Below are 13,300 nucleotides of genomic sequence, written 5' to 3'. Positions count from 1 at the left end.
CCTTCATCTGGGTGGTCAGGCTGTCGGTGTCGGCCGCGATCTGCTGGTGCTTGTCGGCCAGCTCCTTCGCCTGCTGCTCGCGCTCGTCCGCCAGCCGCGCTCGGAGCGCCGCCGACTCGCGCTGGATCGCCGTACGGATCTTCTCCGCCTCGTGCAGCGCGCCGTTCTTGAGCGTGCTCGCCTGCGATTCGGCCGTCAGCTGCAGCTGCTCCGCCCTCCGCTGGGCGGCCTGCAGTATCTCGGCGGCCTCGGTCTCCGCCGTACGCCGCAGCTCGGCCGCGTCGCCCTCGGCGGTACGGCGCATGCTGTCCGCCTCGTTCAGCGCGACGGTGCGGATGTCCTCGGCCTCGCGGTCACCGGTCGCCCGCGCGGCCGCGGCTTCCTTGGCCGCGTTCGCGCGCAGCTCGTCGGCCTCGCGTTTGGCCTCCTCGAGCGCCTCGGCCGCCTGATCTTGGGCGAGCCGGAGGATCTGCGCGGCCCGGTCGCCGAGCCCCGCGTACGAGGGGTTGGCGCTGGCGTCGAGCTGGCGCCGGGTCTCGGCGAGCTGCTGCTGCAGCGGCGCCACGTTCTGCTGCAGCTCGTCGGCGCGGTTGCGTGCCTCGACGAGTTGCATCTCCAGCGCGCGGACGTAGTCGTCCACGGCCTGCTTGTCGTACCCACGGCGGCTGACCGGGAAGCCCCCGGCCGCGGTCGCCGTACGGTCGAAGAACGGCAGGCTCGACTCGTCAGGCATTCCGGAGTTCCCTTCTGGCGGCTCAGCGTGAATCCTTCACCTTAAGCCTGTCAGAACCGCACCCAAACGCCCAATCGCACTACCTGTCGCGGAAGCGATTGATCTGATCGGCGTGCTTGGCCCGGAGTTCGGGGTCGCGAACGCCCAGCCCTTCGGTCGGTGCCAGGGTGAGGACGCCGACCTTGCCCTGGTGCAGGTTGCGGTGGACGTCGTACGCCGCCTGGGCGGTCTCCTCGAGCGGGTAGACCCTGCTCACGGTCGGGTGCACCATGCCGCGGGCGATCAGCCGGTTCGCCTCCCAGGCCTCGCGGTAGTTGGCGAAATGAGAGCCGATGATCCGTTTCAGGTTCATCCACAGGTACCGGTTGTCGTACTCGTGCATGAAGCCGGACGTCGACGCACACGTCACGATCGTCCCGCCGCGCCGGGCGACGTACACCGACGCCCCGAACGTCTCCCGACCCGGGTGCTCAAACACGATGTCCGGGTCGTCCCCGCCGGTCAGCTCCCGGATCCGCGCCCCGAACCGCTTCCACTCCTTGGGGTCCTGGGTCGTCTCGTCCTTCCAGAACCGGTACCCCTCGGCGGACCGGTCGATGATCAGCGAGGCGCCCATCGCCCGGCAGATCTCCGCCTTCTCCGGCGACGACACCACGCACACCGGGATCGCGCCGCCGTTCAGCGCGAACTGCGTCGCGTACGAGCCGAGCCCGCCGGACGCGCCCCAGATCAGTACGACGTCGCCCTGCTTCATGTTCGCGCCGTTCGCCGACACCAGCTGCCGGTACGCCGTACTGTTCACCAGCCCGGGCGACGCCGCCTCCTCCCAGGTGAGGTGGGCCGGTTTCGGCATCAGCTGGTTCGACTTCACCAGCGCGAGCTCCGCGAGGCCGCCGAAGTTCGTCTCGAAACCCCAGATCCGCTGTTCGGAGTCGAGCATCGTGTCGTTGTGCCCGTCCGGCGACTCCAGCTCGACCGACAGGCAGTGCGCGACCACCTCGTCGCCGGGCTTCCAGGCGTTCACCCCCGGTCCGGTCCGCAGTACGACGCCCGCGAGGTCCGAGCCGACCACGTGGTACGGCAGGTCGTGCCGGGCGGTCAGCGGCGACAGCTTTCCGTACCGCTTCAGGAACGAGAAGGTCGATACCGGCTCGAAGATCGACGTCCAGACGGTGTTGTAGTTGATCGCGCTCGCCATCACCGCGACCAGCGCCTCACCCGGCCCGAGCTCCGGCGTCGGTACGTCGTCGAGGTGCAGACTCTTCCGCGGATCCTTCTCCTTGGTGTCGAGCCCGTCGAACATCGAGGCCTCGTCGGCGTGCACGGTGATCCCGCGGTAATGGTCCGGTACGTCGAGGTCGCCGACGGCCGCGCTGTCGCCGGAGAGGATCGCTTCGAGGATCTGCTTCACGGAAAGTACCTCCTGCAGAGGCGGTCAGTGAGCGGAACTTACCGTCGAGTATGCACGCCTGGCTGTGCCCTGTAACACAGCGGGCGACGGTTGAGACGACCGTCACTCGATCAGTCCACCGTTGTCAGTGGTCCTATCACCGCAACCGGGTGTGCAACCGGACTTGGGTGAAGTCGTCACCGGACCGCAGTTGCGCCAGATCGCACAGTTGGTTCGCCAGCCACACGCCGCGTCCGCCGAGCCCGTCCAGCGGCGGCAGCACCCGGCCGACCAGCAGGTCGTCGATCCGTCCACGGTCCGTCACGTCGCAGATCAGCGCGCCGTCCGCGATCCACACCGCGAGCGTCCCGCGCCCGCCGCCGAACCGGATGCTGTTCGTGCAGATCTCGTGCAATGCCAGCGCCAGGTCGTCGAGCCGGTCCCGGGACACCCCGTGGGACGCCGCCTGACCGCTCAGCCACTGCCGTACCTGGCCGAGCTCGTCCGGACCGAAGTCCCACCGCTCGGCCCGGTCCGGTACGCCGTCCAGCGCGGTCCGGAAGGTCTTCTCCGCAAGAGCTCCCGCGCCCGCATGCGCCGCGGTCGGGTCGATGCCGACCGTGGCCTCGTACGCGCAGTACATCCGGAACGAGCCGTCGGTCGCGAAGGCGAGCTCGGTCAGCGCCTCGTGCAGCAGCACCTCGTCGTACGCCGCCGCGCTGCGGCCCGGGTACGCCGCCTCGCTGAGCCCGCGGACCGGTCCCGGGTGCCGCTCGAGCACGTCCCGCCAGAACGGGATCAGCCGCGCGGGGTTGCCGCCGGCAACGGTCATATCGATAAAACGGACCGTGTGCTGCGCTGCACCGAGAGCCTCGCGCAGTACCGCGATCCGCTCCGGTGGCAGCACGGCCACGACGGTTTCCCCCGCCGCCGGACCCTCGGACACGAACGCAGCCGCGCGCCGCACGAAGTCCGCGTCCGAGTCGTGGACGAAGGCATCGTGCTCGAACCCGGCCGGCGCACCGTGCAAGGAGTCGGTGGCGCTGTCCTTCAGCACCCGAACAGAGTAGTCCGCCGGACGGCGTCACACAGAGTTGTTTAGCGCGCCGTCACCCTCAGGTCCTGTCCGGTGGCTCCACGAGTTCGACCAGTACGCCGCCGGCCGACTTCGGGTGGATGAAGTTCACCCGGGATCCGGCCGTACCGCGCTTCGGTTCGTCGTACAGGAGTCGCGCGCCGCGTTCCCGCAGTACGGCGGAGACCGCGTCGAGGTCGCGCACCCGGTACGCGAGCTGCTGGATGCCGGCGCCGCGCTGGTCGAGGAACTTCGCGATCGGCGACGCGTCCGACAGCGGCGCCAGCAGCTGGATCGAGGACCCGGAGTCGCTGACCGCGAGCATCGCCTCGCGGACGCCCTGCTCCTCGTTGATCTCCTCGTGCGCCACGGTCATGCCGAACACGTCGGCGTAGTACCGGACGGCCTCGTCGAAGTCGGCCACCGCGATGCCGACGTGGTCGATCGCGTCGAACAACTGATCCATCGGACCAGCCTGGCCCACGGCGTCCGCCGGCGCCATCGAAAGTGGTCCGATCGACACGACCACGTCGGCGCTGTGTGACCGGTCTGACGTGCGCGACCAGCGGCGTACCAGTGCCGTCGCAGGTATCGTGACAACATGTCTGACACGCGGAACTCAAGCGTCATCGTCGCCGGTGCACGGACCCCGATCGGGCGGTTGCTGGGCGGCCTCAAGGGCTTCACCGGCGCGGACCTGGGCGGGTTCGCGATCCAGGGCGCGCTGCGGAAGGCGGGCGTCGCCGCGGACCAGGTCGAGTACGTGATCATGGGCCAGGTGCTGCAGGCCGGCGGCGGTCAGATCACCGCCCGGCAGGCCGCGGTCAAGGGCGGCATTCCGATGGACGTGCCGGCGATCACCATCAACAAGGTCTGCCTGTCCGGCCTGAACGCGATCGCGCTCGCCGACCAGCTGATCCGCGCCGGCGAGTACGAGATCGTCGTGGCCGGCGGCATGGAGTCGATGACGAACGCGCCGCACCTGCTGCCGAAGTCCCGCGAAGGCTTCAAGTACGGCGACACCACGCTGGTGGACTCGATGTCGTACGACGGGTTGTGGGACGCGTTCACCGACCAGGCGATGGGTGCGCTGACGGACCAGGCGAACGCCGCCGGGCTGAAGCTGACCCGCGAGGAGCAGGACGAGTTCAGCGCCCGTTCGCACCAGCGGGCCGCCGAGGCATGGAAGAACGGCGTGTTCGCCGACGAGGTGGTGCCGGTCGAGGTGCCGCAGCGCAAGGGCGACCCGATCGTGGTGGAGACGGACGAGGGTGTTCGTGGTGACACGTCGGTCGAGGCGCTGGCGAGGTTGCGGCCGGCGTTCGGCAAGGACGGGACGATCACCGCTGGGTCGGCGTCGCAGATCTCCGACGGTGGGTGCGCGGTCGTCCTGATGAGCAAGGCGAAGGCCGAGGAGCTCGGGCTGAGCTGGATCGCGGAGATCGGGGCGCACGGTTCGGTCGCCGGGCCGGACTCGACGCTGCAGAGCCAGCCGGCGAACGCGATCGTCAAGGCGTGCTCGAAGGAAGGCATCCAGCCGGGTGATCTCGATCTGATCGAGATCAACGAGGCGTTCGCGGCGGTCGGGATCGCGTCCGCGCGCGAACTCGGCGTCGGCGACGACAAGGTCAACGTGAACGGCGGCGCGATCGCCCTCGGCCACCCGATCGGCATGTCCGGCGCCCGCCTCGTCCTGCACCTCGCCCTGGAACTCAACCGCCGCGGCGGCGGCACCGGCGCGGCAGCCCTCTGTGGCGGCGGCGGCCAGGGCGACGCCCTGATCATCCGATCCCCGAAGAGCTGATGCCACGACGTACGCCGCCGGTCGGCGAGTTGGTCGGGCGTGCCCGGGAGGGGGACTCCCGGGCCGTTGCCCGGCTGATCTCGCTGGTCGAGGACGAGTCGCCGTTGCTGCGGGACGTGATGGCGGCGCTGGCGCCGTACGCCGGGAACGCGCACATCGTCGGCGTTACCGGGTCGCCGGGGGTCGGGAAGTCGACGTCGACCTCGGCGCTGGTGTCGGCGTACCGGGAGGCCGGGAAGCGGGTCGGCGTACTGGCGGTGGACCCGTCGTCGCCGTTCTCCGGTGGGGCGCTGCTCGGGGACCGCGTCCGGATGCAGGACCACGCGACCGACCGCGGCGTGTTCATCCGGTCGATGGCGTCCCGCGGGCATCTCGGCGGACTGTCCTGGTCCACGCCGCAGGCGCTCCGGGTACTGGACGCGGCCGGCTTCGACGTCGTACTGGTGGAGACCGTCGGCGTCGGGCAGTCCGAGGTGGAGATCGCCGGCCTGGCGGACACCACGCTCGTCCTGCTCGCGCCCGGCATGGGCGACGGGATCCAGGCGGCCAAGGCCGGGATCCTCGAGGTCGGCGACATCTACGTGGTGAACAAGGCCGACCGCGACGGCGCCCAGTCGGTGATCCGGGACCTGCGATCGATGCTCGCGCTGGCGGAGCGCGCCGAAGGCGCCTGGAAACCGCCCATCCTGAAGACCGTCGCCTCCCGCAACGAAGGCCTCGCGGAGGTCGTCCAGGCGATCGACGACCGGCTGCAGTGGATGACCGGGAACGGCGTCCTCACCGAGCGCCGCCGCAGTCGCGCGCGGGACGAGATCGAGGCGATCGCGACCACCGCGCTGCGGGCCCGGTTCGCGCATCTGCACGGCGACGCGCGGCTCGACGTACTGGCCGCCAAGGTCGCCGACGGAGCGATCGACCCGTATTCGGCGGCCGACGAATTGATTGCCGCTTTGTGACACTTGTCTCGCCGTGGAACAGCCGGCCACGCAGTGTCACATTGTGTCTTTGCTTTTCGTTCACCGTCAGTTGTGCCGATTCCGGGCAAATACCGCAGGATTTCCGGCGCTGACCGCGATCAGCGTCTCACGGCGGCGCGCCGGAGGCTGCCATGGCCCCGGATCCGTTACAGAATGGATCTTGTACCTGGTGAGCATTGTGCGGTGGGCTGTGTTCAGTCAGTGACAATTGGTGACGGTCCGTGATACAAACTCAACCACAGTCGACCGAGTGGGTTAGGAACAAGGGGAGTGGCGACATGCCGAAGAAGTTGTTGATCTGGGCGCTCATCGCCTTTGCCGGCTTCTATCTGTTCACCCAGCCGGCGCACGCTGCCGGCGCAGTCGGTGGTGCGTTCTCGGCCGTCGGTACGGCCTTCGGGAGTGTCATCACCTTCCTGACCGCGCTGTTCAAGTGAGCACCCGCTGAGTGTCCCGTTGCGAGCGATCGTGCGGGACACTTGTTTCACGGGGTCACACACAGGTGCGTGACAGGGGAGTGAGTGGATGGCCGGAATAGGCCTTTTCCGGATCTTCGACCCGAAGGTCCGGCGCCATCTGATCTCGGACGAGGGCGAAGTCGTCATCGACGAGGTTCGGCACCACTGGGTGGTGTTCGCGCTGCCGATGCTCGAGGTCGTGATCGCGGCAGCGCTGCTGGTGACGATGGCGGTCACGACGATCGGGGCGCAGCCGGTGCTGCTCGCGATCGTGCTCATCCTGCTCGTGCACGCCTTCTGGCAGTTCCTCACCGAGCACCGGGACCGGTTCGTGGTCACGAACATGCGGGTGATGCGGATCCGCGGCGTCTTCTCGCAGACCGTCGCGACGACCCCGATCGCGCGGGTCCTGGACATCACGCTGCAGAAGCCGATCATCGGGCGGATGCTGGGCTACGGCCACTTCGTCTTCGAGTCCGCCGCGCAGGACCAGGGCTTCCGCGAGATCAAGTGGGTCAGCCGTCCCGACGACCGGGACCTGACCATCCAGCGCGTCATCCAGCGCACCGGCCTGCGGGCGTCCGCGAGCGTCGACGTACTCCAGGGTGACGAGGACTCCGACGACGACGGCACCGGCCCGATCGGGATGGACTCCGCTCAGGAGGTCAGTGGCAGCTACGCCCCGGTTACGGCCGTCACGAAGCCGGCCGCCGAGTCGCGGCCGGCCCCGTCCCACGGCGCGAAGTCGATCTTCAACAGCGAACGCGGCAACTGGATCGACAACGAGTAGACCCCGCGCCGGACCGCTCGGACGCACGCGCCGTCGGCGGGCCGGTCAGCCGGTTGCCGGTCGTTGCTCGGCCAGCTGCCGGAAGTGGTCGCGGCGGCGTTCTCGGTGGGCTCGTTCCGGGTGGGTTGGTGGGGCAGTGTCGAGGGCTGCCTGGAGCTCGGCGGCGGCTTCGGCGTAGTGGGACCGGCGGGCGAGGAGTTCGCCGCGTACGGCGTGGTGCCGGGAGCTGGGCGGGATCGTGTCCAGGAGCTCCAGGGCGGTGCCGACTCGGCCGGTTTCGGCGATCGCCACGACGCGGGCGAGCTCGGCTGCCGGACCGGGGGAGACCGCGACGAGCAGGTCGTACAGCCGGACGATCTCGTGCCAGTCGGTCGCGTTGTAGCTGGGGACGCGGGCGTGCTCGGCGGCGATCGCGGCCTGGAGCTGGTACGCGTCCGCCTGCCGCTCGGAGCGCTCCAGCGACTCGTTGAGCAGCGCGATACCGCGGGCGATCAACGCCTGGTCCCAGCGTGAACGGTCCTGCAGGTCCAGCGTCACGACCTGTCCGTCGTCATCGAGCCGCGCGGGTCGCCGCGCCTCGGTGAGCACCAGCAAGGCCAGTACTGCGGTCGGCGTCGGCTGATCGGGCAGCAACGCGCGCAGCAGCTCCGCCAGGCGGATCGCCTCCGCGCAGAGATCCACGTCGTACGCCGCCTCGCCCTCCGCGGGTGCGTGCCCGGCGGTGTACAGGCTGTGGATGACCGCGCAGACCGCCGGGAGCCGCTCGGGCAGCTCGGCGTCGGACGGCACACGGTACGGGATCCGGGCGGCCGCGATCTTCTGCCGGGCGCGTACCAGGCGTTTCGTGGTTGCTACCTCGGTGGTCAGCAGTACGGCGGCGATCTGTGCGGGTGAGAGACCGCAGAGCGTGCGGAGCGCGAGCGCCACGCGGGTCGGTGGCGACAGCGCGGGGTGGCAGCAGGTGAAGATCAGTCGCAGGAGGTCGTCCTGGACGACATCCGGCGCATCCAGCGTGGTCAGGTCGATCAGCTGCTGCGCGTCGCGTTCCTTCGCGCCGCGGGCCTGTTCGCGTCGGATGATGTCGATCGCCTTCCGCCGCGCGGTGACCGTCAGCCAGGCGCGCGGCTCCGGCGGAACGCCCGTCACGGGCCACGCCCCGAGCGCCGCCAGCGCCGCCTCCTGTACGGCGTCCTCGGCCAGCTGGACGTCACCCACGGTCCGGATCAGGGTCGCGAGAATCCGCGTCCCCTCAACCCGGACCGTCTCCGCCACCACGCCGTACAACTCGTCCACGCGTCGCCCTACCGCTCGGCCGGCTACTTGGCCAGGATGACCGGGCGGACCTCGACCGCTCCGCCCCAGGCGGCGGGGATCTCGGCCGCGATCCTGACCGCCTCCTCGAGGTCGTCGGCCTCGATCAGGTAGTACCCGGTCAGGGCTTCCTTGGTCTCGGCATACGGGCCGTCCGTGGTGACGACCGGTCCGCCGCGGGCGCCCTGCACGCGGACCACGGTCGCCGTCGCGGTCGGATGCAGTACGGCGCTCGCCTTCACCTGGTCGGCGTACTCGGCGCCGAACCGCCGGTACTCGGCCAGCTCCTCGGCCTGTTCGGGCGCCCACCAGTCGACGTCCGCGGTGTAGGTCAAGGCAAGGTACTGGGCCATCAGAGTCCTCCTTCTCGGTTGTCGTGAAGGGAACGAACGGGAACGCCCGGAGAGGACATCCTCACTGCGACGCCTCCGATATTCGTCCGCGGAACGCCCGCACGACCTCCGGATCGCCCGCCACCTCGATCGTGTCCTCGCCGGCCCGGCCCCACAACCACAGGTACACCTGCGCCGGATCACCGCTCACCTCGGCCGCCGCCGTACCCTCGGCCCCTTGCCGTACGTCGACACTCGTCGCGTCGACGACCACGGTCCAGGACCGGCCGCCGGTGGTCAGCCGGATCGTGGCGTCCACCGGGTACTCGGTGTCGCCCTCCTCCCACCACGGACCGCCGACGGTCGGGTACAGCACCTCGTCGATCCCGTCGAGGGCCACCTCCGGGTCGATCGGCGAGACCACGTCGTGCGCCTGCTCGACGTCGATCCGGTGGATCACGGTCTCGTGCACCATCCGCCGGTGCCAGAACGCCGACGTACTGTCCCGCGGGTTGAAGGTCCAGGTCGGCCGGTCGGTGCCCGCGCTCTCCAACGCGTCCACGACCGCCTGCCGCGCCTCGTCGTACCACTGCAACGAATCCAGCCCGGAAAAGTCCGGCGGCCAAGGATCCGGCAGCACCCCGTGCTTCAGCACCTCCACCTTGTGCTCATACACCTGCGCGACATGCCGCACCACGTCATCCACCACCCACCCAGGACAACTGGGCACACCAGCCCCCAGCCCGGCCCGAGCCACCCCACCCAACCGCGAACTCTCGGCCCGCAAGTGCTCCAGATATCTCATGCCGGCACAGTGCCAGACCCTGCCGACACTTTTCAGATGTTGCGTGCCTTCAACGCGGCCTCCCAGTCCTCGGTCTCGGAGTGGCTGATCTCCACCACGCGCTCAGCAAGCAACTTCACCGGCTCGCCTGCATCCGCGTACCGCCCAGCCTTCTGCGCGTACAGCCAGGCCTCGTTGCGCAACTCCTGTGCGGTCCGGGTGTACGTCGGGTACGCGTCCTTCAACCCGAACAACGTCCGGACCCCCTCGGAGAGCGCGATCAGGCCGCCGAGCGCCGGCGCCAACCAGATCGGTGCGCTGATCGCCACCGAGATCGCGATCACCAGGGCGGCGCACAGCTGCACGACGCCGAGGATGCGGTACCAGAACCGGGCGCTGTGGGCGTGCGCGGCGTACTTGCGGAATCGGATGCTGATCAGCTGTTCGGCCGGAACATCCGTCCCGAGGGCGGGGAAGTCGTAATCCTTGGGTTTCGCCATGGTCGTACAAGTCTGGGGCTAAGGTTCCGGGCATGGCGAGGAAGCGGGCGTTGCCGTTCGATCCGATCGACGAGGCGTCGCGGCAGTGGGGGCGGCGGTGGGGGGCCGTCGAGCAGATGCGGGCCGTGACGTCGTTGATGCGGGCGCAGCAGATCGTGATCAACGAGCTGGACGAGATCCTGCGCAAGCACGAGCTGACGTTCGCCCGGTTCGAGGCGCTGGTACTGCTGACGTTCTCGCGGCGTGGGTCGTTGCCGCTGGGCAAGATGGGCGAGCGGCTGCAGGTGCACCCGACGTCCGTGACGTCGATCGTGCGCCGGCTGGAGGCCGCCGGGCTGGTGACCCGTACGCCGCACCCGGACGACGGCCGCGCGGTGCTGTGCGAGATCACCCCCGAGGGCCGCGACCTGGTCGAACGCGCCACCGCCGACCTGGTCGCCGCCGACTTCGCCCTCCGCGGCCTCACCGACGACCAGCTGAAGATGCTCTGGTCCGTCCTCGAACCCCTCCGCCACAACGCCGGCGACTTCTGACCCGGGCGCCGGTTGCTGGGTGGGGGCGGATCCGCAGCCCATCACAATCACGTGCCGCGGCGGGCCTCCACGCTCAGCGGCGCCGGCCGGCGCGGATTGTGATGGTCTGGGGATCCGCCCCACATTGGAAATAGTTGGACGTCCTAGTATTTTGGGGACCAGTCCTAGGGAGGTCTGACTGATGGATGCCGAGCAGATCGCGGCCGGGCGTGACCGGTGGCAGCAGCGGTACGACGCCGCGCGCAAGCGGGAGGCGGATTTCACCACGCTCTCCGGCACCGAGGTCGCCCCCGTCTACGGGCCGCCCGAGGGGAGCGCCGACCCGCGGATGGAGCGGATCGGCTGGCCGGGGGAGTTCCCGTTCACCCGCGGCCTGTACGCGACCGGGTACCGCGGCCGGACCTGGACGATCCGCCAGTTCGCCGGCTTCGGCAACGCCGAGCAGACCAACGAGCGGTACCGGATGATCCTGAACGGCGGTGGCGGCGGCCTGTCCGTCGCGTTCGACATGCCGACGCTGATGGGCCGCGACTCCGACGACCCGAGGTCGCTCGGCGAGGTCGGGCACTGCGGGGTCGCGATCGACTCGGCCACCGACATGGACCGGCTGTTCAAGGACATCCCGCTGCAGGACGTCACCACCTCGATGACGATCTCCGGCCCGGCGGTCCCGGCGTTCTGCATGTACCTGGTCGCCGCCGAACGGCAGGGCGCCGACATCACCAAGCTGAACGGCACCCTGCAGACCGACATCTTCAAGGAGTACATCGCCCAGAAGGAGTGGCTGTTCCCGCCGGAGCCGCACCTGCGGCTGATCGGCGACCTGATGGAGTACTGCGCGACCACGATCCCGGCGTACAAACCGCTGAGCGTGTCCGGGTACCACATCCGCGAGGCCGGCTCGACCGCCGCGCAGGAGCTCGCGTACACGCTCGCCGACGGGTTCGCGTACGTCGAGCTCGGCCTGTCCCGCGGGCTCGACGTCGACGTGTTCGCCCCGGGCCTGTCGTTCTTCTTCGACAGCCACCTGGACTTCTTCGAGGAGATCGCGAAGTTCCGCGCCGCCCGGCGGATCTGGGCGCGCTGGCTGCGGGACGTGTACGGCGCCTGGACCGACAAGGCGCAGTGGCTCCGCTTCCACACCCAGACCGCGGGGGTGTCGCTGACCGCGCAGCAGCCTTACAACAACGTCGTACGGACGGCTGTCGAAGCCCTGGCCGCGGTCCTGGGCGGGACGAACTCGCTGCACACCAACGCGCTCGACGAGACACTCGCGCTGCCGAGCGAGGAGTCGGCCGAGATCGCGCTCCGCACGCAGTCGGTGCTGATGGAGGAGATCGGCATCACGAACGTCGCCGACCCGCTCGGCGGTTCCTGGTACGTCGAGGCGCTCACCGACGCCATCGAGGCCGAGGCGGAGCAGATCTTCGCGCGGATCAAGGAGATGAGCCCGGACGAGACGATGACCGGCGGGATCCTGCGCGGGATCGAGGACGGCTGGTTCATGGCCGAGATCGCCGACGCGGCCTTCGAGTACCAGCAGAAGCTGGAGAAGAGCGAGAAGAAGATCGTCGGCGTGAACACGCTCACCGACACGGTCTCCGGCGAGCTGGAGATCCTCCGGGTCTCGCACGAGGTCGAGATCGAGCAGTGCCGGGTGCTCGCGGCGCGCAAGGCACACCGCGACGAGGACCGGGTACGTCGTACGCTGTCGGCTCTGGTGGAGGCGGCCAGCGGCACTGGCAACCTGATCGAACCCATGCTGGAGGCGGCGCGTGCGGAGGCCACGATGGGGGAAATCTGTCACGTTCTTCGGGAACAGTGGGGAGAGTACCGAGAGCCCGCCCGATTCTGAGGAGCCGTCCGCGGCCGGGACCGGCGAGATCGGTGAGCGGCCGGTGGTGGTCTGCGGGTCGAGCCGGACGATGGTCCGGGTGGTCACCGAACTGGTGAGTTCGGGCGAGCGGGTGATCGCGCTGGTCAACCCCGCGTCGCGGCACCGCGACCGGATCGGTGAGCTCGGCGCGAAGGTGATCGACGCGCCGGTGATCAGTGAGTCGTTGCTTCGCCGGGCCGGTGTGGATCGGCGGAAGGACGGTCCGCCGTCGACCGCGCGGGCGTTGGTGCTGCTGGACAACGACGACGTGCACAACGTGCACACCGCGCTGACCGCGCGCGACATGGATCGGGACCTGCGGATCATCCTGCTGATGGTGAACCCGCGGCTCGGCGGGCAGCTGAACAGCCTGCTCGGCGACTGCGTGGTGATCAACGGGCCGTCGCTGGCGGCGCCCGCGTTCGTCTCGGACGCGCTGGACGACGACGAGCTCACCTGGATGGAGCTCGGCGGCCGCATGGTCGTGGTCGGCGAAGCCGACCTGATCCGCGAACCCCACCTCACCGTCCTCGCCGACGCCACCTCCACCGCCACCCCCATCCTCCTCCCGGTCCCCGGCGAGTACCCCGACCAACCCACAACCCCCGCCACCCCCACCCGCCCCTCCGGGCCCCGAGGGTCCTCCGCGGCTGCGGAGACCACCCGGTCCGCCGTGGACGTGGAGCCGGACGGTTCTCCCGGGTCCGCGGGATCCGCCCGAGCGCCCGGGGCTGCGG

At 69.6% G+C, this 13,300-nt stretch carries 14 protein-coding genes and 1 pseudogene; 7 read left to right on the top strand and 8 right to left on the bottom strand.

Annotation, left to right across the window (positions count from 1 at the left end; genetic code table 11):
- The 4 genes and pseudogenes from VFF46_RS15795 to mce all read right to left on the bottom strand — a co-directional run.
- A pseudogene (locus VFF46_RS15795) lies at positions 1 to 733 on the bottom strand (transposase); the annotation flags it as partial.
- A gap of 79 nt (positions 734 to 812) precedes the next feature.
- Positions 813 to 2,144, bottom strand: coding sequence for a crotonyl-CoA carboxylase/reductase (ccrA, locus tag VFF46_RS15790; protein WP_325037868.1), 1,332 nt, complete (start codon positions 2,142 to 2,144; stop codon positions 813 to 815).
- Positions 2,145 to 2,280: 136 nt separating this feature from the next.
- Positions 2,281 to 3,180, bottom strand: a complete 900-nt coding sequence (locus VFF46_RS15785; protein ID WP_325037867.1) for a sensor histidine kinase — start codon at positions 3,178 to 3,180, stop codon at positions 2,281 to 2,283.
- Between the two features lie 58 nt (positions 3,181 to 3,238).
- Positions 3,239 to 3,664: a methylmalonyl-CoA epimerase gene (mce, locus tag VFF46_RS15780; RefSeq protein ID WP_325037866.1), complete on the bottom strand. Its 426-nt coding sequence runs from the start codon at positions 3,662 to 3,664 to the stop codon at positions 3,239 to 3,241.
- Between the two features lie 135 nt (positions 3,665 to 3,799).
- Here mce and VFF46_RS15775 point away from each other — a divergent pair, with 135 nt between their 5' ends.
- From VFF46_RS15775 to VFF46_RS15760, 4 genes are all read left to right on the top strand, one after another.
- Entirely contained in the window at positions 3,800 to 5,002 is a 1,203-nt protein-coding gene (locus tag VFF46_RS15775) for an acetyl-CoA C-acetyltransferase (protein WP_325037865.1), read from the top strand.
- Positions 5,002 to 5,958 carry a methylmalonyl Co-A mutase-associated GTPase MeaB gene (gene meaB, locus VFF46_RS15770; protein ID WP_325037864.1) on the top strand — a complete coding sequence of 319 codons (957 nt, stop codon included), beginning with the start codon at positions 5,002 to 5,004 and terminating at the stop codon, positions 5,956 to 5,958. The genes VFF46_RS15775 and meaB overlap by 1 nt, the downstream gene beginning before the upstream one ends.
- A gap of 299 nt (positions 5,959 to 6,257) precedes the next feature.
- Positions 6,258 to 6,416, top strand: a complete 159-nt coding sequence (locus VFF46_RS15765; RefSeq protein ID WP_325037863.1) for a hypothetical protein — start codon at positions 6,258 to 6,260, stop codon at positions 6,414 to 6,416.
- An 88-nt stretch (positions 6,417 to 6,504) separates the two neighbouring features.
- The gene (locus VFF46_RS15760) at positions 6,505 to 7,227 is read left to right on the top strand and encodes a PH domain-containing protein (protein WP_325037862.1); all 723 of its coding nucleotides are present in this window, start codon (positions 6,505 to 6,507) and stop codon (positions 7,225 to 7,227) included.
- A 45-nt stretch (positions 7,228 to 7,272) separates the two neighbouring features.
- Here the strand turns inward: VFF46_RS15760 and VFF46_RS15755 are convergent, their stop codons facing one another.
- From VFF46_RS15755 to VFF46_RS15740, 4 genes are all read right to left on the bottom strand, one after another.
- Positions 7,273 to 8,520, bottom strand: a complete 1,248-nt coding sequence (locus VFF46_RS15755) for an RNA polymerase sigma factor (RefSeq protein WP_325037861.1) — start codon at positions 8,518 to 8,520, stop codon at positions 7,273 to 7,275.
- Positions 8,521 to 8,543: 23 nt separating this feature from the next.
- A complete protein-coding gene (locus tag VFF46_RS15750; RefSeq protein ID WP_325037860.1) occupies positions 8,544 to 8,891 on the bottom strand; it encodes a YciI family protein in 348 nt (115 codons plus the stop codon).
- Between the two features lie 61 nt (positions 8,892 to 8,952).
- Positions 8,953 to 9,675: a maleylpyruvate isomerase family mycothiol-dependent enzyme gene (locus VFF46_RS15745; protein ID WP_325037859.1), complete on the bottom strand. Its 723-nt coding sequence runs from the start codon at positions 9,673 to 9,675 to the stop codon at positions 8,953 to 8,955.
- Positions 9,676 to 9,707: 32 nt separating this feature from the next.
- On the bottom strand, positions 9,708 to 10,154 hold the full coding sequence (locus tag VFF46_RS15740) for a DUF4231 domain-containing protein (RefSeq protein ID WP_325037858.1): 447 nt from the start codon (positions 10,152 to 10,154) through the stop codon (positions 9,708 to 9,710).
- A 32-nt stretch (positions 10,155 to 10,186) separates the two neighbouring features.
- Here VFF46_RS15740 and VFF46_RS15735 point away from each other — a divergent pair, with 32 nt between their 5' ends.
- From VFF46_RS15735 to VFF46_RS15725, 3 genes are all read left to right on the top strand, one after another.
- Positions 10,187 to 10,687: a MarR family transcriptional regulator gene (locus tag VFF46_RS15735; protein WP_325037857.1), complete on the top strand. Its 501-nt coding sequence runs from the start codon at positions 10,187 to 10,189 to the stop codon at positions 10,685 to 10,687.
- 181 nt (positions 10,688 to 10,868) lie between these two features.
- Positions 10,869 to 12,542, top strand: coding sequence for an acyl-CoA mutase large subunit family protein (locus VFF46_RS15730; RefSeq protein ID WP_325037856.1), 1,674 nt, complete (start codon positions 10,869 to 10,871; stop codon positions 12,540 to 12,542).
- Positions 12,543 to 12,612: 70 nt separating this feature from the next.
- On the top strand, positions 12,613 to 13,300 hold a 688-nt coding region (locus VFF46_RS15725), incomplete at its 3' end, for an NAD-binding protein (protein ID WP_325037869.1).

This window comes from Kribbella sp., assembly GCF_035655035.1.
In the GTDB taxonomy this organism is placed as follows: domain Bacteria; phylum Actinomycetota; class Actinomycetes; order Propionibacteriales; family Kribbellaceae; genus Kribbella.
Note: the sequence above shows the minus strand (reverse complement) of the source record. Positions and strands in the feature narration are given on the sequence as shown.